Source organism: Cytobacillus sp. Bva_UNVM-123 (assembly GCF_046351715.2).
GTDB lineage: Bacteria > Bacillota > Bacilli > Bacillales > Cytobacillaceae > Cytobacillus.
Genome location: NZ_CM177772.1, coordinates 4,291,166 through 4,313,581, shown reverse-complemented (window position 1 = coordinate 4,313,581; position 22,416 = coordinate 4,291,166). Strand labels below are relative to the sequence as shown.

Annotated in this window: 24 protein-coding genes; 13 read left to right on the top strand and 11 right to left on the bottom strand. The window is 36.1% G+C overall.

Going from position 1 to position 22,416, the window contains the following annotated elements:
- Nucleotides 1-12 precede the first annotated feature (12 nt).
- The 4 genes from KDN24_RS22140 to KDN24_RS22125 are packed head-to-tail and all read left to right on the top strand — an operon-like array spanning nt 13 to nt 3,605.
- Nucleotides 13-807: a DUF2705 family protein gene (locus tag KDN24_RS22140; protein ID WP_409974075.1), complete on the top strand. Its 795-nt coding sequence runs from the start codon at nt 13-15 to the stop codon at nt 805-807.
- 32 nt (nt 808-839) lie between these two features.
- On the top strand, nt 840-1,496 hold the full coding sequence (locus KDN24_RS22135) for a TetR/AcrR family transcriptional regulator (RefSeq protein WP_409974076.1): 657 nt from the start codon (nt 840-842) through the stop codon (nt 1,494-1,496).
- A gap of 18 nt (nt 1,497-1,514) precedes the next feature.
- Nucleotides 1,515-2,291, top strand: coding sequence for an alpha/beta fold hydrolase (locus KDN24_RS22130; RefSeq protein ID WP_409974077.1), 777 nt, complete (start codon nt 1,515-1,517; stop codon nt 2,289-2,291).
- A gap of 24 nt (nt 2,292-2,315) precedes the next feature.
- Nucleotides 2,316-3,605 (top strand): polysaccharide deacetylase family protein, encoded by a 1,290-nt coding sequence (locus tag KDN24_RS22125; RefSeq protein WP_409974078.1) that lies wholly within the window; start codon nt 2,316-2,318, stop codon nt 3,603-3,605.
- 51 nt (nt 3,606-3,656) lie between these two features.
- Here KDN24_RS22125 and KDN24_RS22120 read toward each other — a convergent pair whose 3' ends face one another.
- The 3 genes from KDN24_RS22120 to KDN24_RS26375 form a co-directional block, all read right to left on the bottom strand.
- Nucleotides 3,657-4,235, bottom strand: a complete 579-nt coding sequence (locus KDN24_RS22120; RefSeq protein ID WP_409974079.1) for a Uma2 family endonuclease — start codon at nt 4,233-4,235, stop codon at nt 3,657-3,659.
- A 192-nt stretch (nt 4,236-4,427) separates the two neighbouring features.
- Nucleotides 4,428-5,459 carry a uroporphyrinogen decarboxylase family protein gene (locus KDN24_RS22115; RefSeq protein WP_409974080.1) on the bottom strand — a complete coding sequence of 344 codons (1,032 nt, stop codon included), beginning with the start codon at nt 5,457-5,459 and terminating at the stop codon, nt 4,428-4,430.
- A 16-nt stretch (nt 5,460-5,475) separates the two neighbouring features.
- Nucleotides 5,476-7,086 carry a methyl-accepting chemotaxis protein gene (locus KDN24_RS26375; protein WP_525931256.1) on the bottom strand — a complete coding sequence of 537 codons (1,611 nt, stop codon included), beginning with the start codon at nt 7,084-7,086 and terminating at the stop codon, nt 5,476-5,478.
- Between the two features lie 287 nt (nt 7,087-7,373).
- Between KDN24_RS26375 and KDN24_RS22100 the strand changes: the two genes are divergently transcribed.
- Nucleotides 7,374-8,138, top strand: a complete 765-nt coding sequence (locus tag KDN24_RS22100) for a MerR family transcriptional regulator (RefSeq protein ID WP_409974081.1) — start codon at nt 7,374-7,376, stop codon at nt 8,136-8,138.
- Between the two features lie 262 nt (nt 8,139-8,400).
- On the opposite strand, the gene KDN24_RS22095 is transcribed toward KDN24_RS22100, so the two are convergent.
- Nucleotides 8,401-9,477, bottom strand: coding sequence for a serine hydrolase domain-containing protein (locus KDN24_RS22095; protein WP_409974082.1), 1,077 nt, complete (start codon nt 9,475-9,477; stop codon nt 8,401-8,403).
- Nucleotides 9,478-9,653: 176 nt separating this feature from the next.
- Here KDN24_RS22095 and KDN24_RS22090 point away from each other — a divergent pair, with 176 nt between their 5' ends.
- Nucleotides 9,654-10,517 (top strand): AraC family transcriptional regulator, encoded by an 864-nt coding sequence (locus tag KDN24_RS22090; protein WP_491348162.1) that lies wholly within the window; start codon nt 9,654-9,656, stop codon nt 10,515-10,517.
- Between the two features lie 232 nt (nt 10,518-10,749).
- On the opposite strand, the gene KDN24_RS22085 is transcribed toward KDN24_RS22090, so the two are convergent.
- From KDN24_RS22085 to KDN24_RS22075, 3 genes are all read right to left on the bottom strand, one after another.
- On the bottom strand, nt 10,750-11,073 hold the full coding sequence (locus KDN24_RS22085) for an ArsR/SmtB family transcription factor (RefSeq protein WP_409974083.1): 324 nt from the start codon (nt 11,071-11,073) through the stop codon (nt 10,750-10,752).
- Nucleotides 11,073-11,501 (bottom strand): SRPBCC family protein, encoded by a 429-nt coding sequence (locus KDN24_RS22080; protein ID WP_409974084.1) that lies wholly within the window; start codon nt 11,499-11,501, stop codon nt 11,073-11,075. Before KDN24_RS22080 ends, KDN24_RS22085 begins: the two co-directional genes overlap by 1 nt.
- 955 nt (nt 11,502-12,456) lie before the next feature.
- Nucleotides 12,457-12,972 (bottom strand): nuclease-related domain-containing protein, encoded by a 516-nt coding sequence (locus KDN24_RS22075; protein ID WP_409974085.1) that lies wholly within the window; start codon nt 12,970-12,972, stop codon nt 12,457-12,459.
- Nucleotides 12,973-13,658: 686 nt separating this feature from the next.
- On the opposite strand from KDN24_RS22075, the gene KDN24_RS22070 reads away from it, so the two are divergent.
- On the top strand, nt 13,659-14,933 hold the full coding sequence (locus tag KDN24_RS22070; RefSeq protein WP_409974086.1) for an MFS transporter: 1,275 nt from the start codon (nt 13,659-13,661) through the stop codon (nt 14,931-14,933).
- A 66-nt stretch (nt 14,934-14,999) separates the two neighbouring features.
- Here KDN24_RS22070 and KDN24_RS22065 read toward each other — a convergent pair whose 3' ends face one another.
- Nucleotides 15,000-15,551, bottom strand: coding sequence for a hypothetical protein (locus KDN24_RS22065; RefSeq protein ID WP_409974087.1), 552 nt, complete (start codon nt 15,549-15,551; stop codon nt 15,000-15,002).
- 125 nt (nt 15,552-15,676) lie between these two features.
- Between KDN24_RS22065 and KDN24_RS22060 the strand changes: the two genes are divergently transcribed.
- The 5 genes from KDN24_RS22060 (at nt 15,677) to KDN24_RS22040 (ending at nt 19,486) form a co-directional block, all read left to right on the top strand.
- Complete coding sequence (locus tag KDN24_RS22060) at nt 15,677-16,267, top strand: TetR/AcrR family transcriptional regulator (protein WP_409974088.1); 591 nt, start codon at nt 15,677-15,679, stop codon at nt 16,265-16,267.
- A gap of 414 nt (nt 16,268-16,681) precedes the next feature.
- Nucleotides 16,682-17,005 (top strand): PadR family transcriptional regulator, encoded by a 324-nt coding sequence (locus tag KDN24_RS22055; protein WP_409974089.1) that lies wholly within the window; start codon nt 16,682-16,684, stop codon nt 17,003-17,005.
- Between the two features lie 2 nt (nt 17,006-17,007).
- Complete coding sequence (locus KDN24_RS22050; RefSeq protein WP_491348161.1) at nt 17,008-17,409, top strand: permease prefix domain 1-containing protein; 402 nt, start codon at nt 17,008-17,010, stop codon at nt 17,407-17,409.
- Between the two features lie 14 nt (nt 17,410-17,423).
- Nucleotides 17,424-18,062, top strand: a complete 639-nt coding sequence (locus KDN24_RS22045; RefSeq protein WP_409974091.1) for a hypothetical protein — start codon at nt 17,424-17,426, stop codon at nt 18,060-18,062.
- Between the two features lie 218 nt (nt 18,063-18,280).
- Nucleotides 18,281-19,486, top strand: a complete 1,206-nt coding sequence (locus KDN24_RS22040) for an MFS transporter (RefSeq protein WP_409974092.1) — start codon at nt 18,281-18,283, stop codon at nt 19,484-19,486.
- Between the two features lie 71 nt (nt 19,487-19,557).
- Here KDN24_RS22040 and KDN24_RS22035 read toward each other — a convergent pair whose 3' ends face one another.
- Complete coding sequence (locus KDN24_RS22035) at nt 19,558-20,184, bottom strand: SdpI family protein (RefSeq protein ID WP_409974093.1); 627 nt, start codon at nt 20,182-20,184, stop codon at nt 19,558-19,560.
- Nucleotides 20,177-20,452 (bottom strand): autorepressor SdpR family transcription factor, encoded by a 276-nt coding sequence (locus tag KDN24_RS22030; RefSeq protein ID WP_409974339.1) that lies wholly within the window; start codon nt 20,450-20,452, stop codon nt 20,177-20,179. The genes KDN24_RS22035 and KDN24_RS22030 overlap by 8 nt, the downstream gene beginning before the upstream one ends.
- 203 nt (nt 20,453-20,655) lie before the next feature.
- Between KDN24_RS22030 and KDN24_RS22025 the strand changes: the two genes are divergently transcribed.
- Entirely contained in the window at nt 20,656-21,009 is a 354-nt protein-coding gene (locus KDN24_RS22025; protein WP_409974094.1) for a VOC family protein, read from the top strand.
- Nucleotides 21,010-21,172: 163 nt separating this feature from the next.
- On the opposite strand, the gene KDN24_RS22020 is transcribed toward KDN24_RS22025, so the two are convergent.
- The gene (locus KDN24_RS22020; RefSeq protein WP_409974095.1) at nt 21,173-22,099 is read right to left on the bottom strand and encodes a DMT family transporter; all 927 of its coding nucleotides are present in this window, start codon (nt 22,097-22,099) and stop codon (nt 21,173-21,175) included.
- Nucleotides 22,100-22,416: the final 317 nt, after the last annotated feature.

The following is a 22,416-nucleotide window of genomic DNA, read 5'->3' as shown; positions in this document are numbered from 1 at the left end:
AGAGTGAAGACCATGATTTTTCAAAGGGAATTTAGGCGTAGCCGTAAAGCATTAATGATTTGGAGTCTCGTATTAGCAGGACTAATTATTTGGCTTTTAAGTATGTTTCCTTCTTTTGCTGAGCAGCAAAAATCAATCAATGACCTTTTTGAGTCCTATCCTGATTCAATGAAGAAAATGTTCAGTATGGATCAATTAAGTCTTGGAACATTAATGGGCTTTTATGGGATTGAAGTTTATATGATGACAACCCTTTTAGGGAGCATATATGCAGCATTATTAGCTTCAAATATTCTTGCGAAGGAAGAAAGCGAAAAAACAATTGAATTCCTCCTTTCGAAGCCTGTTTCACGAAGCCGAATTGTAGGAGAAAAGCTCTTGGCAGTAGCCGCCAATATCCTCATTTTTAATATTGCTGCAACGATTGCGAGTATAGCTGGATTTCAGTTTGCGGATGAAAAATTTGCATGGAAGACTTTTGCTTTATTGACCATTGCTACTCTTCTTCTTCACTTAACCTTTGCCGCGGTTTCATTTTTGTTTTCTGCCATTATGCGTAAAACGAGGAATATTCTTTCGATTTCACTTGCTGTCGTCATAGTGAGCTATTTTATCAACATCATGTCTAGTTTATCGGATGATATGGATTTTTTGAAATACTTTAGTCCATTTAAATATGTAGATGCTGCAAGTATTATCAATAACAATATGCTTGAACCCATTTTTATCGCCTTAATGTCTGTTATCATCCTAATTAGTGTTGCAGCTGCTTTTTTGATTTATAAAAAGAAGGATATTACGGTGTAACATGTTAAATTTTGCAAAGAAGGTGCTTACAGTTGTACTCAGCTTTTGAAAAACAGTCTCAAGAAAAAAAGGAATTAATTATGAATATAGCGATCGAAGAATTTACTCTAAATGGCTATGATACAACATCGACAGATACGATAACAAGCCGGGCAGGCATTTCAAAAGGGATTCTGTTTCATTATTTTAAAAGCAAGAAAAATTTGTATTTGTATTTAGTGAACTTCTGCATTGATTTACTGACTGAAAAAACAGTGACAGCTATTCATGCATTGAAATCAGCTGATTTTTTTGAAAGAGTGAAAGAAATCTATTTACTTAAGCATGAAATTACAGGGAAATTTACGAAGGAAACGCAGCTAATTGCGGATGCGATCATGAGTCCACCAGTTGCTGTGCAGAAAGAAATGCAGCAAATAATCGCGGATTATTATGACACATATGCAAAGGAATTTAAGTTTGAACATGTTTACCTTAAAGAGTTAATTCAGATAGATAAGCTTAGAGATGACATCACAGTTGAACAAGTTATCGAAATGACAATGTTTATTAGTGAACAGTTAGGTAATAAATATCAAACGCTTTATAAAAATAATCAATATGATTTTTTCAAGGAACCTGATCCAGTCGTAAAAGAGCTGAACGATTATTTAAAAATTATAAAGTATGGGATCTATAAGGAATGCTGAATTGAGAGGGGTAATCATTTGACATTATTTTATAAAGAAACGGGAGACATGCATGCGCCATTAATGGTATTTATTCACGGTGGTGGGGTAAGCGGTTGGATGTGGGACAAGCAAGTGGAATACTTTTCGAACTATCATTGCCTAATTCCTGATATGCTTGAGCAAGGAAAAAGTAGCCATAATACTCGGTTTACCATTAATCATTGCGCCGAAAAAATAATAGAATTAATTGAAGAAAAAGGGAGGAATAAACCGATCATTGTTATTGGTTTTTCACTAGGCGCACAAGTATTAACTGCGATGCTTAGCATGAAGCCACATTTAATTGATTATGCTATGATTAATAGTGCAGTAGTTAAACCAATACCTTTCGCGAAAACACTTCTTAAATCATTAGCTATGTCCTATTCACTTGTAAAGATTAAAGCATTTTCAAAGATTCAAGCAAAATCAATGTATGTAACAGACGATTATTTTGAAGTGTATTATCAAGAAAGCAGTCAAATGAGTAAAGATACTTTCATGAGGATAATGGAAGAAAATATGTCCTTTACCATTCCTGAAAATTTTAAAAATGCTACTAGTAAAATATTAGTAACCGTTGGAGAAAAGGAAAGGAAAATCATGGAAGATTCATTTACGCAATTAATAAAAAGTAATCCACATTGTAAAGGGATTATTTTTCCTAAAATCAGTCATGGAATGTCATTAGCTTATCCTGAGCAATTTAATAAACTAGTTGAAAGTTGGCTCGAACAGAAACCATTGCCAGAAGAAGTGCAAGCGAATAGTTAATTAAACCAAACAAAGGAGCCAAGAATGATGAAACGAAGGTTGCCATTACTATCGATTTTGGCTTTTGTTATTTTTTTGTCTGCCTGTAATGAAGGGAAGACTCTTACGAATGAAAAACCGCAAACAGAAAAAAATGAACCCCAACTAGAGGAAGTATCTGATTCAAATACAGAACTCAATGAACTATATGATAACGCCAAGCTCGGAAAAATTAGTGAAAGTCCATTTAATGTTGACACTACAAATATAGAAACAGTCAAGCAGAAATGGGGAGAGCCAAATAAAGTTGATGAGGCTGGGTATGGCTATTATGCAAATTATGCTTCTAAAAAAGTAACGATTGGTTTTAATGGTGATGGAGAAATATTTGATTTACGTTCCTATGCAGTTGATTTGCAGGAAATATCAGTGCAAATGGTCGAAGATGCTTTTGGTACTCCAACTCAAATTAGGAATAGTAATCAGGAACGTATATATGTGTACAAGCTCGATAGTGGGGATGAATTGAAAATCATCATTGAGAACAAAACAAACGCAATCGATCATATTTCCGTTTTTAATCCACAACGTACTGTTGCGACAAGCCAGAAAAACAAACAAGATTACCTTTTGGACATTAAGGGGAATTCTAATAAATTAACGGAAAATGCTTGGAAAAGTATGCAAGATTGGCGCAAACAAATCACATTGTTCGCTGAAAAACAGGAAAATGTGTATACAAATGGGCCTAATATAAGAAAGGTAGCTTTAACATTTGATGATGGTCCAGATGAAATGGTTACACAAGGAATTATTGATATTTTAAATAAGTATGATGTAAAAGGAAATTTCTTTTTTCTTGGAAGCAAAATGAAGGATTATCCACAAGTTGTGCACAATGCATACGAAAGTGGACATTTAGTGTTAAGTCATACGTATCACCATCTTGATTTGACAACACTTGCGAATAATAACGTAAAGACGGAAATTACGCAGACAGGGAAGGAAATTAGGTCAATAATCGGAAAGGAACCCGCTATTCTTCGTACCCCATATGGTGCGACAAATGAACAAATTGCAAAAATCGCACAGCAGGAAGGCTATTCGATTGTGCTTTGGTCTATCGACACATTAGATTGGTCTCAAATGGAAGCCGAAAATATCGTATATAATGTGACGAATAATCTTAGAAATGGCGATATTATTTTAATGCATTCAAACGAAGATAAATCTGAAACTGAAAAAGCTTTACCACGCATCATTGAGGCACTGCAAGAAAGGAATTATGAAATCGTCACGCTTGAAGAATTATTAGAGGTAAAGGCTTATCAGTAAAAAAAACATAGAAAGCAGGTGCAAAAGATGCATGGTTTTGCCACCTGCTTTCTATATTTTTAGCCCATCCTTTACTGCAAATAATACGCAATGAATCTTTTTTGAAGTTACCGTATCCTCTGCTTCGAACACATTTAGTAATTCATATGGCTGATCTTTCCCAGTTTGAACATATTGCTCAATGGTCAAATGAAAAGGATCAACAATCCAATATTCTGGAATTCCAAATCGGGCATAGCTATCTTTTTTCATTAGACGATCACGTTTGGCACTTGTTGGGGAAATAATTTCAATGACTAAGTCAGGTGGTCCAATAACTGCATGCTCCTCAATAATTGCTTCTCTACTACGGTGAATCATTAATATATCGGGCTGTCTCGTTTCCTTTTCTGATAAAATCACATCAACAGGTGCATGCAAAATGATGTATTCATTTTCACAGGAATCTATTAACAATCGTACTATTTGGAGGCTTATCCTTTGATGTGTAGTCGTTGGGGAAGGCTTCAATTCAAGTTGCCCGTTAATAATCTCGTATTGGTTTCCATCCTCTGGCAATTGATAATACTCGTCCACAGTCCATCCCGATTCCTTCACAATACTCGTATGATTCGTTTTCATTTTGTCCATCCATCTCTCCTCCAATTTACAAAAATAGATTTTTGAGGGTGGCCAAGACAATGGGGCTATTCTAACAAAATTATGACATTAATTATTATTTGTGGCAAATAGATAAAAAAATCTATCTGTTTTCCAGCATTCTCACATGAGTATGAAAAAGGCAGCCTCCAAAATGGAAGCTGCCTTTTGAGTGAACAAATATTATTTATTATACATTCCATATTTTTTAACCGTATCGATCATAACATGAATTAACTCGAACGGCATATGATAAGGGACTTCTGGGCCTTGGAAGGAAACGATAAAGGGATGGTTCTCCATTTGAAAGAGTAAATTGCGGACATCTATTTTCATTTTCAGCTCGGACCATTTTAATGAAGCAATATTATTAAGGTTACCCATGAGTGTCAGCTTTTGGTTTTTTAATAATGCTGCCATTTTGCTGACATCGTCTGTGAAATCTAAAACCGCCGCTGCGGCACCGCTTTGTCCAATTAAATCAAGTCTATCTTGTGCACCTCCAACAAGCTCATATACAACTGGAACGCGAATATGATGAATGGCCTTTTTTACATATGGGAGAGCAAATGTTTCAAATTGGTCACGCCGAATGACTGCATTTGAGGCGATCCCATCTGCGAGTACAATGGCATCGGCTCCCGCCTCAACTTGCATATTGCACCATTCCACTACAAATTTTGTCGTTTCCTCCATCAATTTAGAAAAATATTTCTGTCTAATGACAGGGTCGTCCAATAATAATGACATAAATTTTTCCGTTCCCATTATCATCGATGGTAAAGAGAAGGGAGCGATAGCGGCACCAATAACAGGATATTCAGAGCCGACCTCCTTTTTTAAAATTGAAATCGCTTTTAACGTTTCTAACAGCTGTGGAGATGATGATGGATCAGGAGCGTGGATTGAATCAATATCACTAAACTGGTGGATAACCATTTTTGAAACGGAAGGTGGCCCATCATGAAAATGAACTAACCCAGCTCCCCAAGGTGTTACATCTTGGACGATATGTGGGAATCCAAAAACGCCATCATGTCCGAATTTTTCAAGTAATTTTAACTGTCCGTTTGCGATATGCTGTCCGTTTTTTTGGTAATCAACAAGCGGTATATTTAATAGTTTTGCCCCTTGCATAAGCATTGTAGGCAAGACAGGTGGGCGATCGCTTATGCCACCTGTAATCGTTGCAACGACACGTTCCAATGCATTCATTTCTTGAACCACACCTTTAATTAATTTTCAGTAGTTTTTTACAAACATGAATGGCCTCTATGCCATTCGCAGCTGTTCCGTCCGCATCATATTGTTTATAAAGCTCACGATCGAAGAGGAAGGGAGCTCCCCCGACCAAAATTTTTACATCGTTCAAATTGTTTTTCTTTAAAAGAGCCTTTAGCTTCTTTATTTCCTCAGCACTATGAAGAATTAATGAGCTAACAGCCACAATTTTAGCTTTTTCTTTTTTAATGACCTCGACGAATTTTTCATTTGGCACACTCATCCCAAGGTCAATAACATGAAAGCCTCCAAGCTTCAGAAAGGACACAATGATTTTCTTGCCTAGGGCATGGTAATCACCAAATGCATTTCCAATGACAATCGTTCCATAACGACTTTCCGATTCTTTTAAGTGAGGCAACAACATGTCTAAAGACATTTGAATAATTCTACTGTTAATGTAGATTTCAGAAAGCGGGATTGCTTTCCCGATCTGCTCTTGTCCTGATTGAAAAATGGCTCTTTCCAAAACATCATGGAGTAATGTCTGTGGCGTATGACCTTGCTCTAATGAGGTATGGATGATGTTAATTGCTTCTTTTACGTTTTCACGTTTTAATTCATGCAAAAATTGATGATAGACCTTTTCGATGGAAAGTCTATTCGTCTGTTTCTTTTGAATTGGCTTTGCTTCAAGATCGAATAAAATTTCCTCTAAGCACGTTCTTTGTTCTTGAATAAGTCTTTTTAAACCGCCCATATTTAAAATAATAAGAACTAATTTATTGATCGTTTCAATAATGAGTGCTCGATTCTTTTTAATAAATTGATCATTATTATTGGAGAAGCCGACCATTTGGATGGAGCGCCCACTAAGGATGGCTAGTTGACTATGAACCTCTTGTAATTTAGATACTTCACCATGAATCTGTTCATCACTACCAGAGAGCATTTCAATAGATTTCCTTGTGCCATTTTGGATGCCTTCAATCATGTTTAATACATCCTTTGTCGCTTCTTTACTGTGTTCAGCCAGCTTTTTTACCTCTCCAGCTACAACAGTAAATCCTCTGCCATGCTCACCTGCACGAGCTGCTTCAATAGATGCATTTAAAGCTAATAAGTTTGTGGATTCTGAAATATGACGAATATATGTAATGGCCGAACTCATTTGGTCGCTTTGCTTTTCTAATTTTTTGGAAAAATGAACAAGCTCTGAAACTCTTTCGTTCAGTTGCTCCATACTGACAACAATTTGCTGAAATACTTCAGATGATTCAGTCGCCCATAATTTATTTTCTTCAGCAAGGATGGAAACATTCCAATCTTCTTCCTTCAATCCTTGATCAGTAGCTAAGTAGTCAATAGCAGCATTCGTTGAAGTTAAAATATCATCAAGATAATTTTCAAAAACATCTAATCTATCAAGCTGCCATTGCACCTTTTTACTTATTTTTAAGATATTTTTTTGCGTAGGGGACTGATGATAAAGAGGAGTTGCCTTCTTGTCATTCGCGGCCGAAAGCTGAGCTTCTAACTCTTCAATCTGCTGTTGCTGCTGAAGAATTTTTCGCTCAGCCTGTTCCCTTTTTTCGTGCTTCCAAAAATGTAACAATTTCATTAGCATGACCTCCGAAAAAAATGTTGAAAATTGTCGATGTAAATATTTGAATAGTATATGTTTTAAACTTTAAAAATAGGTAAAATAATGAAATGTTTCATGAATTGTTCACTATTTCAATAAAGAAAATAAAAAAAAGAATTGACCTTCACGTTGCGTAAAGGTGTACATTCATAATAAGAAGTGCTTTGGCAATGCTCCCATCATCGAAACCTTTTCAAAATGAAGAACCTTTTTTTGAGTGGGTGGGAGAGGCACTTGTGCTTTTCTTTTAAGGAGGTGAGTGTATGGAATACACTGTGCAAAGATTAGCAAATTTAGCTGGAGTCAGTACTCGAACTCTTAGATATTATGATGAAATTGAGATTCTTAAGCCGGCAAGAATTAATTCATCAGGATATCGTATCTATGGGCAAGCTGAGGTAGACAGACTACAGCAAATTCTTTTTTACAGAGAATTAGGGGTTAGCCTAGATAGCATAAAAAATATCGTCACTTCACCTTCCTTTGACGGAGCGATTGCATTGAAAGAGCATCACGAAAAACTCCTAGATAAAAGAAAGCAACTAGATTTGTTAATTGCCAATGTAGAGAAAACGATTGCCTTAACAGAAGGGAGAATTCACATGTCAGATAAAGAGAAATTTGAAGGCTTTAAGAAAAAAATGATTGAAGATAATGAGAAAAAATATGGAAAAGAAATTCGTGAAAAATATGGCGAGGACACGGTTAATAAATCAAATGCAAAAATGATGAACATGACTCAGGAAGAGCATGAAGCTGTAACGAAGTTAGCAAACGAAGTTCAGACAACATTAGACGAAGCGTTCGCAACGGGTGATCCAGCTAGTGAAATAGCGCAAAAAGCTGCAGAACTGCATAAACAATGGCTATGCTTCTACTGGAGCGAATACAGCAAAGAAGCTCATGCAAATCTTGCCCAAATGTATGTTGATGATGAAAGATTTACGGCATACTATGATAAAAAACAGCTAGGAACAGCCGCATTTTTGCGAGACGCCATTCACATTTACACGGGAATGAAGAAATAAGCATGTTGAGAAAGCGAGTTTGTGAATAGGGGCGATTCTTGGGTAGAATGTCAGAGGATCGTCCTTGAAGCAAGGGAATAAGGTTGATTTTTGAATAGAGTGTCAGAGAATCGTCCTTGAAGCAAGGGAATAAGGTTGATTTTTGAATAGAGTGTCAAAGAATCGTCCTTAAAGCAAGTGAATAAGGTCGATTCTCTTCTGAGAAAACAAAATTTCGACCACAAAAAAAATTTGAGGTCGATTTTGTTAGATTATCTATTTTTTACCAATTAAAAAACGTTAATTTTTCATTGAAAAGGATGGCAGACAATTCGAGAGCCATCGTATCGACATCAATTAAAACATTATTGCTTAAGAAAATGATCGTGTAGTCTTTTTCTGGATAGTACATTAAAGCTGATTTAAAACCACTAATCGCCCCGTTATGCCAATGAATGTTCTCCCCAAATGCTTTCGTGGAAATCCAGCCATATGCATAATTACTATGTTCAGGCGTGAATAGTTTTTCTATCGATGAAGGATTTAGCAATGTCCCATCGTGGATGGCTTTCGTGTATTTGAATAAGTCCTCTGTTGTAGAAATAATCATACCGGCAGCATAGGGAATGCTGTTGTCGAGAAATGATGCTTTTTTCTTCCCCTCATAGCCAACTGATAGATTAGAAGCTTCTTCTCTAATTGCGGTCGTGTGATTCAACTGTGCAGGCTTGAAGATATTTTCGGCTACATATTTTTCATAAGGGACACCTGAAACCTTTTCAATCATTAATCCTAGTAAAATATAATTAGAATTACTATATGCAAACTTAGTTCCCGTTTCAAATTCAAGTTCTTTCCCTTCAAACCAAGAAACTAATTCCTCAGGCCGAACTTTTTTTGTTTGATCAAATTTTGCTTCTGTGTAATTATAAATCCCAGATGTTTGTGTCAATAAATGATGTAAGGTGATTTTTTCTCCGTTTGGAAAATTAGGCAAATAGACAGAAAGTTTATCACTTGTATGAAGCAATCCATCTTCTTCTAGCTTCAGAATAGCGGCAGCTGTAAAAGATTTCGTAAGAGAGGCGGTTTGATATTGTGAGTTTGGGTCATTTTTTATTTTATTTTGCTTGTCAGCCCAGCCATACCCTTTTTCAAAAATAATCTTATCCCCTTCTGCGACTAATAGGCTTCCTTGAAAATCTTTCCCACGGTCTTCCATATATTGTGCGATCTTTTCCACTTTATCACCTTCGTATTTATTAGGATTAAAATATGCAGATTTTACATTTAGGATGAATATTCCAATTGCCAGCAGTCCGACAGCAACACCGACCCATTTTAAAATTCTCTTTCCCACTCTTTCCCTCCTTTTGATGAATTACTCTATAAAATACGTTCAAGCTTTGTTTCGGTTTCAGAAAAGGTGTTATAATTTTACAATAAATAAAATTGTCGTGAACTGTCCGAATAGAGCATAAAATGACAGGAATTAAACAGTAAACAATATTAGACTGTATGTAAGGAGTGAACGATATGGCTTGGGTGGAATCATTGCAAAAAGCGATAAACTATATGGAAGATCGTTTGTTGGATGAGATAAAAATTGAAGATATCGCTTTTCAAGCAAATGCTTCGAGCTTCCATTTTCAGCGAACTTTTTCAGTTTTGACAAATGTATCTGTTGGTGATTATCTTCGGCGGAGGCGTTTAACATTAGCAGCTGAGGAATTGTTACGAACAGAAGAAAAAGTTATCGATATCGCAAATAAATATGGCTATGATACTCCGGAGGCTTTCACAAAAGCTTTTCGCAGGCAGCATGGTGTTTCGCCTAGTGAAGCCCGAAAAGGCATTGGAAAGCTGCAATCTTATAACCGCTTGGTTATCCAAGTGAGTCTGAAAGGGGTAGAACCAATGAAGTACAGTATCATCGAAAAAGAGGCATTTCAAATCGTTGGCATTAAACGTTCATATTCATTTGTGAATGGGGAAAATCAAATCGGCATTCCGAAGCTATGGAACGAAGTGAATGCGGATGGAACATGTGACTCTATCGCCCAATTAAATAACGGGCCGGTTAAAGGAGTTTTAGGTGTTTGTGTTGTTGATGAGACTAGTAAGCAAACACAGCAAATGGACTATTGGATAGCTACAGCATATGAAGGGGACAAGCGAGAAGATTTATTGCAACGTGAAATTCCTGCTTCCAAATGGGCAGTGTTTGAAGTCCATGGCCCAATGCCAGAGGCAATGCATAGAGTGTGGAAGCAAATTTTTTCGGAATGGTTTCCTTCTAGCGGGTATGAGCATGCAGGTACACCTGAACTAGAAGTATACCCAATGGAGGATGCTTCCAATTCAGATTACTATTCAGAAATATGGATTCCTGTAAAATAACAAGGCAATCGCAATGTTCTTTTGTTTACTTGTGAAGGATAATGAAGGAACCTTGCTACTGAATAAAAAAGGAAAATGCGAACGAAGTTGTTCGCATTTTTAAGCTAGTAGGAAAGTTTAAGTTTATTAATGTGTTAAAGTATAATTGCATTCAAATTAAATTACTGCTAATAACACCGCATAAGAAAAGCTAAGGCATTCGCGGAAAGGACTTCGCGAATGCCAAGGTTTTCTAATTCCCCTTCTCTTCAACAATATGTTTAAGCATCGCCAGCTTGTTATCCCAAAAACGATCGAAATAAGAAAGCCATTGCTTTAACTCTTCAAAGGATTCAGGCTGTAAGCGATAGCGTTTCTCTCTTCCTACTTTTTGTCCACTTACTAAATCTGCTTCAGACAGCACATGAAGATGCTTGGCAATGGCTGTTCGACTCATAGAGAAATGCGAAGTAATTTCTGAAATAGGTCGTTCTTTTTCAGCTAATAATTTCAACACTTCTCTTCGAGTAGGATCAGCAATTGCCTGGAAAATATCATACTTTTGTAAAGCAGACATTATCCTTCCACAACTTTGCGAAGTTTTTCGTGAACAATTTTTTCCCAGCCGCCATTCATACGATCGCGGATAACAGCTGCTTCTTCCTTCGCTTTCGTTATCATGGAATCAGATTGATTCCAACCGCCATGTATAAGAGTAAATTCAGTCTTCTCTCCTACTTCTTTTAACATGATAGTGACGAACCATCCATCTACATCCCAAGAAAAAGACAATCGATGTGGCGCCTCGATTTCTAACACTTTACAAGGGGATGGTCCAAATTGAGATTGAATATGAAATTCATGACCCACAATAGCTTGAAAGTCATTCGGCATAAACCATGAAGCCATTCCTTCCGAACTAGACACAGACGCCCAAACTTTTTCAATCGGAGCATCAAACACAACTGTTTTCTTAATATCCTCTACAATGTTCTGATTTTCCATCTGGATAAACCTTCTTTCCTGATAAATATAACACCCAATGGTTTTGCTTTTTGATTATATAAAACCATTAGGTTTCATGTCAATTATTATTTCTTGAGGGATTTTTTATTATTGATTCCCGAAACTGGTTTGCTCCTTATGTTTCGGGAATGAAATAGGTCAACCGATTCCCGAAACTGTCCTGCACCTCATCTTTCGGGAATGAAGTAGGTCAACTGATTCCCGAAACTGGTTGCTTCTTATGTTTCGGGAATGAAGAAGGTCAACTGATTCCCGAAACTGGTCTGCTCCTTATATTTCGGGAATCAAATAGGTCAACCGATTCCCGAAACCGTCCCGCACCTCATCTTTCGGGAATGAAGAAGGTCAACCGATTCCCGAAAATGGTCTGCTCCTTATGTTTCGGGAACGAAGTAGGTCAACTGATTCCCGAAACTGTCCCGCACCTCATATTTCAGGAATGAAATAGGTCAACCAAATCCCGAACCCCACCGAACCCACACGCTTCCATACTAGAAATGGTTGACAAAACCGAGGCTCTCTTACTACTATAATGTCTCTGATTTCATATAGTATGAACAATGACTTGAGCCGACAAGTTTAAAGTTTGTTTTTAGTATTCTCCAAATTGTCTTTTTCGATTGAATTATGTTACACCAATCATGAATAATCGTAGTGGTTATTTTCTCCTTTGGAAAAAGGAACATGAATTCTTCAATGCTTCGTAGGACTGCGGAATCTACTTCTTCTCGGTATCTGCACTTTGGGCATTCTAACGTTCTTTTATTAAAAAAATGGGTTAAAAACGAACCACAGTTCACACAGGTAATTCCTTTTTTCAATTGGTCGTAATCATAGTGGGGGATACGTGTATAGTCGGATTCGGGTAAGTGTTTAGCGGTTTATTTCTCAAGAGCTTTTACTTGTTTGTCAGTATATGGGGGGATGTTTGTATTTAATGTTTCATTAAGCGATCGATCTGCGTTGGGAAAATAATGCAAGTATTAAGTGGAGCTTGATATAGCGTGAATTCAGGGTTAATAAAGACGAGATGAGGAACAATTGGAGCATGAATTCGGAGTTCTTTCAGTAAATTATTTAGTAGTGACTCACTTCGTTGTAATTGATTTAGTGGATTTTTAATTTCGGTCCCGGATGTAGAGTACCACTTGTTACCATCGATATAAAAGTCTCCACAGTAATTTTTTATTTCAAATAGGTGGAATGTATTGCGAGAGAAGAGTAAAGAGTCAATTTGAAATTCCGAGTTGTTCATTTCGAACAGTAAATCATTTAATATCACCCATTCAATTGGCAATTTCATTAACAATTCATCAAATTTCTTTTCACCTTCATAGCCTTTTTCGAGATTTATATAGTACTGTTTTTCTTTAGATGACAATTCCATTCGTACATGTAAAGATCTTAAAATGATTAATTCTCTTGATTCCGTTCGGTGTTTCATAAACATGTTATAATTCCTTTCATTTTGATTTTTTTGTTGAGAAATGAAAATATATGCGGGCAAGCCATTCGATTTCCTATTGTCAGAAGAGATTTTCGGGGAAGGGGAAGAATGATTAACACTTTTTTTGACAAGAACTGTGCATGTCCATTTTAATGAAACTTTTTGGTTTTTTCACTTTTTACCTATAATTGTGGATGGCCTATTTAATGTTGTGTCCTTACTTAAGCATTACTACTTTTTAATAAAATTATCGCAGATTAACGGGTAGTAAGACGCCCACTGGTTGAGATTCGCCGAATGAGTATTTTAATCTATTATAAAAAGGATAATAATTTACTACTTGAAAAAGAAAATATTTCGGTGTAAAATGTTTACACTATTATTAGAAAAACATTGCGTTCTTCAAGTTTTTCTTATGCGATATAATGAACAGTGTGATTATATTGTAATTTGATAGTTGCTTTCGTAAGTTCATATGCATGGACTTACCAATTAGCCACGAAAGGGTGACCATGGAACGATGATCTTATAATCCCGTTTTCAAAAGTACATTCGTAAATTTCACGAAGTCGTATTTGAATGGGATTAGTCTATACTTTTTTAGAAAAAAGATGATCGTTGCCTTCGTACATAAATTGTGCTCTGTCTTTTTCTATTGTTTTAGATGAACTCCTATCCTTATATGACGGATGGGAGTTTTTGTGTTTTTAAGTCCCTCACTTCATAAAAAGGAGAATGTTATGTCACAATTATTTAAAAATCGTTTCGTTCAAGCTATTTTCCTCTCTGCATTATTTTTGCAAGTCGGAATTTGGGTTCGAAATTTTGCTGTATTATTATTTGTTATGGAGAAAACGAATGGAGATGCTTTTGCCGTTTCCATGATATCGGTCGCTGAGTTTGCTCCCATTTTTATTTTTTCTTTTATTGGTGGGACCTTTGCGGACCGCTGGCGTCCGAAAAGAACGATGATTTGGTGTGATATTTTGAGTGCTATTTCGGTGTTTGCTGTATTAGTAGCGCTCATATTTGGCTCTTGGAAGATCATCTTTTTCGTTACATTAATCTCTGCGATTTTGTCGCAGTTTTCTCAACCATCTGGTATGAAATTGTTTAAAATGCATTTAGGCGAAGAATTGATTCAATCGGCCATGTCTATTTATCAAACGATCTTTGCCGTTTTCATGGTTTTTGGACCGGTACTTGGAACGTTCGTATTCCAACAGTTTGGCATCGATGTGTCCATTGCGATTACTGGGGTAGCCTTCATTCTTTCTGCCGTCATGTTAGTCTTTATCCCAGCTGACCATTCTATGGAGGCGGAGAAGAAGGAATCAACTTTACTTGATGAAATGAAGAGCGGGATTCGTTATGTTATTTCCAAAAAGGAATTAAAGCTACTCGGACTTTGTTTTATGGCTGCTGGATTGGCGATGGGGTTAATTCAGCCGCTGTCCATTTTTCTTGTGACAGAGCGACTAGAATTGGCGAAGGAAAATTTACAATGGCTATTGATGGCAAATGGTATCGGGATGATTGTTGGAGGTGCTATCTCTGTTATATTCTCGAAGAACATTCCTCCGCAAAAGTTGCTCGTAATCGGGATGTTAGCGAATGCGATCGGAATGGGTGTCATTGGTTATTCCACTAATTTACCAATTACATTAGGGGCGGAATTTTTTAATGGCCTATTCTTCCCATGTATTCAAATCGGGATTAATACGATGATTTTGCAAAATACAAAATCTGAATTTATCGGAAGAGTGAATGGAACATTGAGTCCACTATTTACTGGATCGATGGTTTTAACGATGAGCCTTGCTGGGATATTGAAGGAATCATTTTCAATCATAGTGATGTTCGAGTTAGCGGCACTTCTGTTTATTTTCGGCCTGCTTGCGATTTTACCCATTTATAATATGAAAGCCCCTAACAGAGGCGAGGAAATGCTGGCAAAAGAATAATAAGGAAGGGACAGACGTAAGGATAAAGTCTGTCCCTGTTTTAATGTATATGATAATCCGCTCCGTTTAACTAATTTCCTTCGCTTTCGCTTTTGTTGGCCAAATGAAATGAGAAAGAGCGATTAATAAATCAATGCCCAAAATAACAGTCCATAATTGTATGATTCCTTTTAGTGCCTCTGTTCGTGGGGCATCATGAATGAAATAAATCATTCCAGCCAAAAGCCCTGCCCCTATGACATAAGCTAGTACATGCTTTCCCCAGCTTTTTAAATAATGAATAGAGTAGTCCATTCCATATCGTTTAACAGGCTTTTCCCCTTGTTTCATAACATAATATTGAAAGCGTTCATCAGCCCATCGAATCATACTTTTTCCAAAGGCTATAGAGACTCCAATATAAACGCCTGCAAGGCCATGAATGGTAGTGGCAGTTGCTCCATTATATAAATCAATGCTAGTGGCGCTTAGTAAAATAAGGTCAATGACCGGAGTTAATGCTAAGAAAAATAACCCTAGCTTTTTGCGTTTAAATATATATCTCGTAACTAAACCTAATGCAATGACTACCCAAAAGCCAACTTCACTGAATATAATCATCCATGCAACGAAATTCAAAACAACACCTCTTCCAAAGATTATAATAATACAGTTGTGTTATTTAAAATAGTAACACGTTATTTTAATTAATACAACTGTATTGTAAAATTGCTATTTCAAATTTTACTTGCTAAAATAAAGATATGCCGAAAATTGTTGATCATGAAAAACGAAGAAATCAAATTGCCGAAGCAGCATGGCGAGTAGTTTTAGAACGAGGGATGGAAGGAGCGACAGTAAGAAATATTGCAAAAGAGGCGCAAATATCATTAGGAGCATTGCGCCATTATTTTTCCTCGCAGGACGAATTACTCGTTTATACAATGAAACTCGTGAAAGAGCAGGCAACAGCCCGTATTAATGAAATTGCGAGTCAAGATTTGCCGCCAAAAGAATTAATTCAAAATATTTTATTCGAAATTGTTCCGATTACAAAAGATAAGATGGCGGAAATGGAAGTATGGTTTTCTTTTATTGCCTATGCTAGGCATCAGGAAGATGTATTTGATGTGCATAATGATGGTATTTATTTCGGAATGCAAAAACTGATTGATTATTTAGCTCATTCAAATTTGTTAAGAAAAGGACTTAATATTGAATTAGAAACAGAAAGATTATATGCATTAATTGATGGAATTTCTTTACATGCAATGCTTGAGCCAAAGCGAGTGAATGAAGATAGAATAAAGGATACAATTATTTATCATTTAAACTCAATTTTTATTGATTCATGATTTTAAATATAGACTTTAAGCGAACAGCTCGAAAGATTTGTGCTGTTCTTTTTTTGTGTAAAAAATTGTCGTCGGATTTATTGTGCAAGCCTCGATCGCGTTAACGGGCTGTAGGTTTCATCTCCTCACGAATTGAAAAGGATATTAAATTTCAGTGATTGATGAAACAGCAGCCCGTAAATGCCCGATTGACTCAACTACCATCAGTAAAATATTGATGGAAGTTTCGTTTTACGTGAACGAAGTAGTCGCCAAGCGCAGTGAAATAAAACCGACGATTTTTACATTACATAAAGGGTTGAGGGTAGATTCTCACGATTGTTTTTTATTTACAAAATTACTTTGACAGATAGAGTAATTTGAAGTAATATTACTCTATCAGATAGAGTAGTGAATGTACAAGGATGTGTCTAAATGGTTAGAAGTGATATCATTCGCGGACATTTGGATTCGATTATTTTGCGATTGATTTTGGAGGAAGACAGATATGGTTACGAAATATCGAAGGAAATTAGTTTGCGCACAGACAATCGATTCCAAATAAAAGAAGCAACATTATATGCAGTGTTTCAGCGATTAGAGAAACGAGAACTGATTGAATCTTATTTAGGAAGCGTATCACAAGGCGGAAAAAGAAGGTATTACAGAATTACAACTCTCGGAAAAGCGTACTTAAAAGAATTGATTAGTGAGTGGAATGAACTGAAGGAAATTATGGATTTATTTTTGGAGGGTTAACAATGAAAAAACTAAAAAATCATGTTGATGAGCTGTTTAAAGAAATTCCAGAAACAGAGGAGAAAAAGGCGATTAAGCAAGAGGTGTTAGAGAATCTTGAGGAAAAAGTAAGAGATTTAATGGAGTTTGGCAAAGACGAAGAGGATGCTATTAATAAAGCAATTGTTGATTTTGGTGATATTGATGATTTAAAGAATGAGCTGGGTGTAAAGAAGCAGCCTTTGAAAAACAGCTATTCAAAATTAAATTTAATGTATTCTATTTGGGGAAGCTTTCTCATCATTGCCCTTTTTCTTTTTATAAATATGTATTACACACCAAAAAATATTTGGTTTGTTTATCCGACATTTGGTGTTTTGTGGTGGCCGTTGACGATGTATTTTAAATGGCAGCGTACAAAATAAGGAGGGAAATAAGCATGAATAAATTTAATACTGGCTTTGCATTGGCGGGTAGCATAATGAGTATTATCTTTTTTATCCTTGTCAATTACTTAACAAGTCCACAGCATGTATGGTTTATTTATCCAGCACTTGCTTTATTGCTCTGGCCCATTGGCGTTTACTGTTCGAAGAATAAAAAGCAGAAGCTATTTTCCATTCTCAGTTCGACACTCATTATTTTGTTTCTGATTGCTGAAAACATGATAGATTCACCAGATTATCCGTGGTCATTATATGCTATATATCCAATTATGTGGTGGCCTATTATCATTTCATTAGGTAAAAAGGGAGGTACAATGACGGTTGCCTGGATCGGTAGCTTAAGCATTATTCTTTATTATTCAATCCTCAATGTGACATTGGCACCAGGCTATTTATGGATGATTTACCCAGCTTTTGTCGTGTTATGGTGGCCGCTATCATTATATCATGCTCGGAAAAAATCATACTTTGAATTTTCAATTCAAGCGAGCTTTTTAATTATTATATTTTTTACGATTGTCAATATTATCTCTTCTCCAAATACCATCTGGGCAGTTTATCCAATATTTGCTGTACTTTGGTGGCCTTTGAGTATGTATTATTTCGTTTATAAAAGAAAAACAGAAAAGTAAATTCTTCTATTTAATAAATTCGTCCTGAAAAATCAGGACGTTTTTTCGATAGCAAATGGATTGAGATTATTCGTTGAGTGTGTTATGATATTTTTCTTCCGTGTTTTTGTCTTCAAATAGCTCAAATTTCACAATTATCCACCATTACTTAACCCTACTAACAGATAATGAGCACCCTAATTAGTTTTTAAATTAACAAAGTAAAGGAGGCTGCATAGATGACAGCAGATCAACGAAAAAAACTAATCATATTGATGATTAATATGTTTATTGCTATCGGGAGTTTTGGAATCATTATTCCTATTTTGCCAGCTTATTTAGAATCGATTAATGAAGGAGGAACAGCTGCTGGATTAATGATAGCGATTTTTGCAGGAGCCCAGCTTATTTTTTCGCCCATTGCAGGAAAATGGACAGATCAATATGGGCGAAGAAAGATGATTATATATGGACTGTTAGGATTAACGATTTCTATGTTTATCTTTTATGGTACACATTCGATTTGGTGGCTTTATTTTTCTCGCGTTGTTGGTGGAATTGGTGCAGCATTGCTTATCCCTGCTATTTTTGCTTATGTTGCGGATATTACAACGATGGATCAACGAGCAAAGGGCAATAGCTTTGTTTCTGCTGCCATGTCACTCGGCATCGTTATTGGTCCTGGTGTTGGTGGCTTTTTAGCTGATTTTGGATTGAAAATGCCTTTTTTAATTTCGGCTATCGTGTCCTTAATTGCCGTTATTTTTTCAGTTTTGGTGCTTAAGGAAAGTAAAATTGAGAGTTCGATTGCTTCTAATAACACCCTAAATGATGAATCCATGGCAAGGAAAATGGTGCGATCAGTTAAAATGCCTTATTTTATTCCGTTGCTCATTACATTAGTCATGAGTTTCGGATTGATGTCATATGAATCAGTGCTTGGTCTATTTGTTGATAACCAATTTGGAGCAACTCCGAAGGAAATTGCTATGATGATCACATCTACTGGAATTGTTAGTGTCGTTGTTCAGCTATTCGTCGTAGATCGTATTGTTAGACGCTTTGGGGAAGGAGCCGTGTTAAATATCTTTTTAGGAGTAGCGGTCATTGGCTTCTTGCTTTCATTATTAGCGTCCAGTTATGTGCTATTCTTCGGGGTTACACTATTAATCTTTTTAGCCACATCTATTCTTCGACCTGTTCTTAATACGCTCATCTCCAAGATGGCTGGGAACGAGCAAGGTTTTGCAATGGGGATGAATAATGCTTATATGAGTATTGGCAATGTACTTGGTCCAACGATTGCAGGGATGTTATATGATGTGAAAATTACGTATCCATTTATATTAGGACTTGTACTCATTTCTGTAACATTGTCGGCAACTTTTGTTTGGCAAAAACGAATGAAGGGTAAAGAAGGATCAGTAAGACTTGAGAGAGTGTAAATCATACATTTCAAATAAAGAAGACAGTCCTCAGAATGGAGGGCTGTCTTTTATCTGTGTTATTATACCTATTAAGTGTTTATATAATGTTTTTTGTAAATTTGGTAAGAACCGAGAAAAAGTGTGAGGATTAATATTCCTAAAATTGACAGAAATAATATTAAAAGTAATTTTCCAGGGAAAAGCATACATGGCAATATTAACACGCCACCAATAAAAAGGGCCCTCGCGACAAAATGCCTAACTTTATTCCAAAGGTCATTATGAGCAGCGATTAAAGGCATTGTGTTTTGTTCAGCAGCTTTAAATCTTTGGATTTCGTTACCTGTGACAATGAAAGTAATTCCAACACATAATGGAACCAAGAGCAACATATTAAAGTTATAGTGTAATCCATTAACAATAACCCCTGCATAGACAACAGAAAGCACGAAAATCACAATAAAAAATATCCCGTTAATGCCTTTTTGAAATCGTTTGTACTTCATTTTCGTAATGCGAGTGGCGATGAGCATTGTTAAGTAGGCAGTGAGGATGCCAATACTAAAAGAAAAAATGACACTGAGTTTCGGTGCGTAGCTGCTAGGTGCTCCATAATTTGCAAATGCATTTGGAATACTCTCAGGAAGCTGTGGATAAATCAAAAAGCTTGAAATGATAAATACAACAACAAGAATGGTTGCAAACAATTTACTCATTTAATGATCCTCCTTGATTTTGGAATTGTAACACCCACTTCAGTAAATCTTGAAAGACCGTTGTGTTTAATGAATAGTAAATAAATTGGCCTTTCCGTTCATCCCATACTAAGTCAGCTTGCTTTAATAAATTTAAGTGGCGCGAAATGCTAGGTTTTGTCATATTAAAATGATCAGCAATTTCTCCTGCTGTTAAGTCTTTTTCTTTAAGGAGATCTAAGATTTTTCGTCGAGTCGGATCGGATAATGCTTTAAATGTGTAATTCAATGTCATAAAATTACCACCTAATTTATTATTAGATATTTAGCCATTTAGCTAAATATATTAATATCATATAGGAGATCGTAAATTATGTCAATGAGTTAATTGAATATTTTAAGAATTCGATCTATTTGTTTAGGAATCGAAAGGATTTAAAGTGAGCGATGTGGAATAAAATTTAGTGAAGATAAAGGAAGGGGACATATTCCATGACTAAGCTGTTTCAGCGGATTGACACAGTTTTCGTACCTACTCGTGACATTGACGAAGCTTTAAAATGGTATGTAAATATTTTAGGGGGAGAGCCTGGCTGGAGGGGGGATCATGGTGAATACCAGAGTGTGGCATTCGGTGACACTTCTATCACGTTATTTCTAACGGATGACCAGATATACTTCCAAGAGCGGCGTAGTGCATTTAATTTTTATGTGCGTAATGCTGTAGAGGCCTATGAATATTTAAAAAAGCATGGAGTTGAGGTGGAGGATGTAAAGGAATACGGCGCAAAGTATTTCGCATTTTTTGATGTAGACGGAAATCGTTTAGAAGTATGTGAGTACTGAGTAATTTAAAAATATTTACGCCGTCAGTTGATAAATTTGGTTTTTTCTTGGCAGTTTACTCTTTCGAAATAAAGTGAATAACGAAATTGAATTTGTCATAAAATTCATATAGAAATAGCGCTTGATATCAAGCGTTATTTCTATATAAAGACTGTTTCGTATCTTATTTTGCTTGTTCATTAATAGGCACTGTCTCTTTTTCCTTTTTAATCGATAAAATAGCTATAGTACTTAAAATGAAAAAAGTTCCAATCCATTCAGCGATGCCAAAAGTTACATGAAGCCATAGGATGGCGATAATGGCTGCGGTTAGCGGCTCTGCACAAGCGATTAGACTTGCTTCAGAGGCACTAATATATTTTAAGCTTTCTAAGTAGCAATAAAAAGCAATAATGGTTCCAAAAGCTATGATAAACAGAACGGCAAAGAATGAAGAAAGAGACCATTCCCCTGAAAAGACCCATGGAGGATGAATAAAGCTAAAACATACACCACCAATTAACATGCCCCAGCCCACTACGATCGTCGATCCCCATCTTGCAAGCAGCCTGAGTGGATGCAAAGTATAAAAGGCTAATGCGATTGCTGAGGCGAGGCCCCAAAATAATGCCCAGCCAGAAATAGAAAGTGTATGGATGCTACCTTGTGTAACAAGCAGGAAAGTACCAGAAACAGCTAAGATTAATGCCAATCCTTCAAATATAGTAGGAAATCGTTTTAGCCGAAAAGCTGTGTAGCACATAATGAGCACAGGCGCTAAATATTGCAGAATAGTTGCAGTAGCCGCGTTTCCATGATTTATTGCTGCAAAAAAAGTATATTGAACAGCCAGCATTCCAAGGATGCCGAAAATGCTAATGCTAATGAGATCATACTTGTTTTGTAAAATCCCCCAAACACTTTGTTTATCGTATTTATAGGCAAATAATAATAAAAGGAATCCTGATAGCAGCAGTCTTACTACGACGAGCCACTCTGGACTAAACCCTTGCTGTTGAAAAAGAAACTGAGCAACTGTTCCAGAAACTCCCCATAAAATAGCTCCAATAAGCACAAGAGCAATCCCTTTTTTTCTTGCATGAGTCCCCATAAAATATCCTCGCAATCTAGTAAACATTTGATCTACTAAACGATCCTGTTTCGTTAATGTGAATTTTATCATTAACTTTATAAAAATGCCTCATTATTTTTTCAAGCTAGTAGGATTTTTTTAGTTTAATTAATGCGCTAAAGTAAAATGAAGTTTAAATAATTGTGGCGTTTACAATCCCGCATAAGAAAAGCTAAGGCATTCGCCGAAAAGGCATGGCGAATCCCAAGCTTTTCTAATGTTAAATATTGACACCAAATAGGTTATATATTAAAGTTAAACTCGTTAATAGTTAAACAGTTGAATAATTAAAGAGT

Bases quoted from the DNA above. Each gene is read 5' to 3' on its own strand.
- KDN24_RS22090 (WP_491348162.1), top strand. From the start codon at position 9,654: ATGGCTTGGGTGGAATCATTGCAAAAAGCGATAAACTATATGGAAGAT.
- KDN24_RS22020 (WP_409974095.1), bottom strand. From the start codon at position 22,099: ATGGGGACTCATGCAAGAAAAAAAGGGATTGCTCTTGTGCTTATTGGA.
- KDN24_RS22050 (WP_491348161.1), top strand. From the start codon at position 17,008: ATGAAAAAACTAAAAAATCATGTTGATGAGCTGTTTAAAGAAATTCCA.
- KDN24_RS22120 (WP_409974079.1), bottom strand. From the start codon at position 4,235: ATGGACAAAATGAAAACGAATCATACGAGTATTGTGAAGGAATCGGGA.
- KDN24_RS26375 (WP_525931256.1), bottom strand. From the start codon at position 7,086: ATGAAATTGTTACATTTTTGGAAGCACGAAAAAAGGGAACAGGCTGAG.
- KDN24_RS22140 (WP_409974075.1), top strand. From the start codon at position 13: ATGATTTTTCAAAGGGAATTTAGGCGTAGCCGTAAAGCATTAATGATT.
- KDN24_RS22100 (WP_409974081.1), top strand. From the start codon at position 7,374: ATGGAATACACTGTGCAAAGATTAGCAAATTTAGCTGGAGTCAGTACT.
- KDN24_RS22040 (WP_409974092.1), top strand. From the start codon at position 18,281: ATGACAGCAGATCAACGAAAAAAACTAATCATATTGATGATTAATATG.
- KDN24_RS22085 (WP_409974083.1), bottom strand. From the start codon at position 11,073: ATGTCTGCTTTACAAAAGTATGATATTTTCCAGGCAATTGCTGATCCT.
- KDN24_RS22035 (WP_409974093.1), bottom strand. From the start codon at position 20,184: ATGAGTAAATTGTTTGCAACCATTCTTGTTGTTGTATTTATCATTTCA.
- KDN24_RS22070 (WP_409974086.1), top strand. From the start codon at position 13,659: ATGGGAGTTTTTGTGTTTTTAAGTCCCTCACTTCATAAAAAGGAGAAT.
- KDN24_RS22055 (WP_409974089.1), top strand. From the start codon at position 16,682: ATGGTTAGAAGTGATATCATTCGCGGACATTTGGATTCGATTATTTTG.
- KDN24_RS22080 (WP_409974084.1), bottom strand. From the start codon at position 11,501: ATGGAAAATCAGAACATTGTAGAGGATATTAAGAAAACAGTTGTGTTT.
- KDN24_RS22075 (WP_409974085.1), bottom strand. From the start codon at position 12,972: ATGTTTATGAAACACCGAACGGAATCAAGAGAATTAATCATTTTAAGA.
- KDN24_RS22060 (WP_409974088.1), top strand. From the start codon at position 15,677: ATGCCGAAAATTGTTGATCATGAAAAACGAAGAAATCAAATTGCCGAA.
- KDN24_RS22025 (WP_409974094.1), top strand. From the start codon at position 20,656: ATGACTAAGCTGTTTCAGCGGATTGACACAGTTTTCGTACCTACTCGT.
- KDN24_RS22125 (WP_409974078.1), top strand. From the start codon at position 2,316: ATGATGAAACGAAGGTTGCCATTACTATCGATTTTGGCTTTTGTTATT.
- KDN24_RS22045 (WP_409974091.1), top strand. From the start codon at position 17,424: ATGAATAAATTTAATACTGGCTTTGCATTGGCGGGTAGCATAATGAGT.
- KDN24_RS22115 (WP_409974080.1), bottom strand. From the start codon at position 5,459: ATGAATGCATTGGAACGTGTCGTTGCAACGATTACAGGTGGCATAAGC.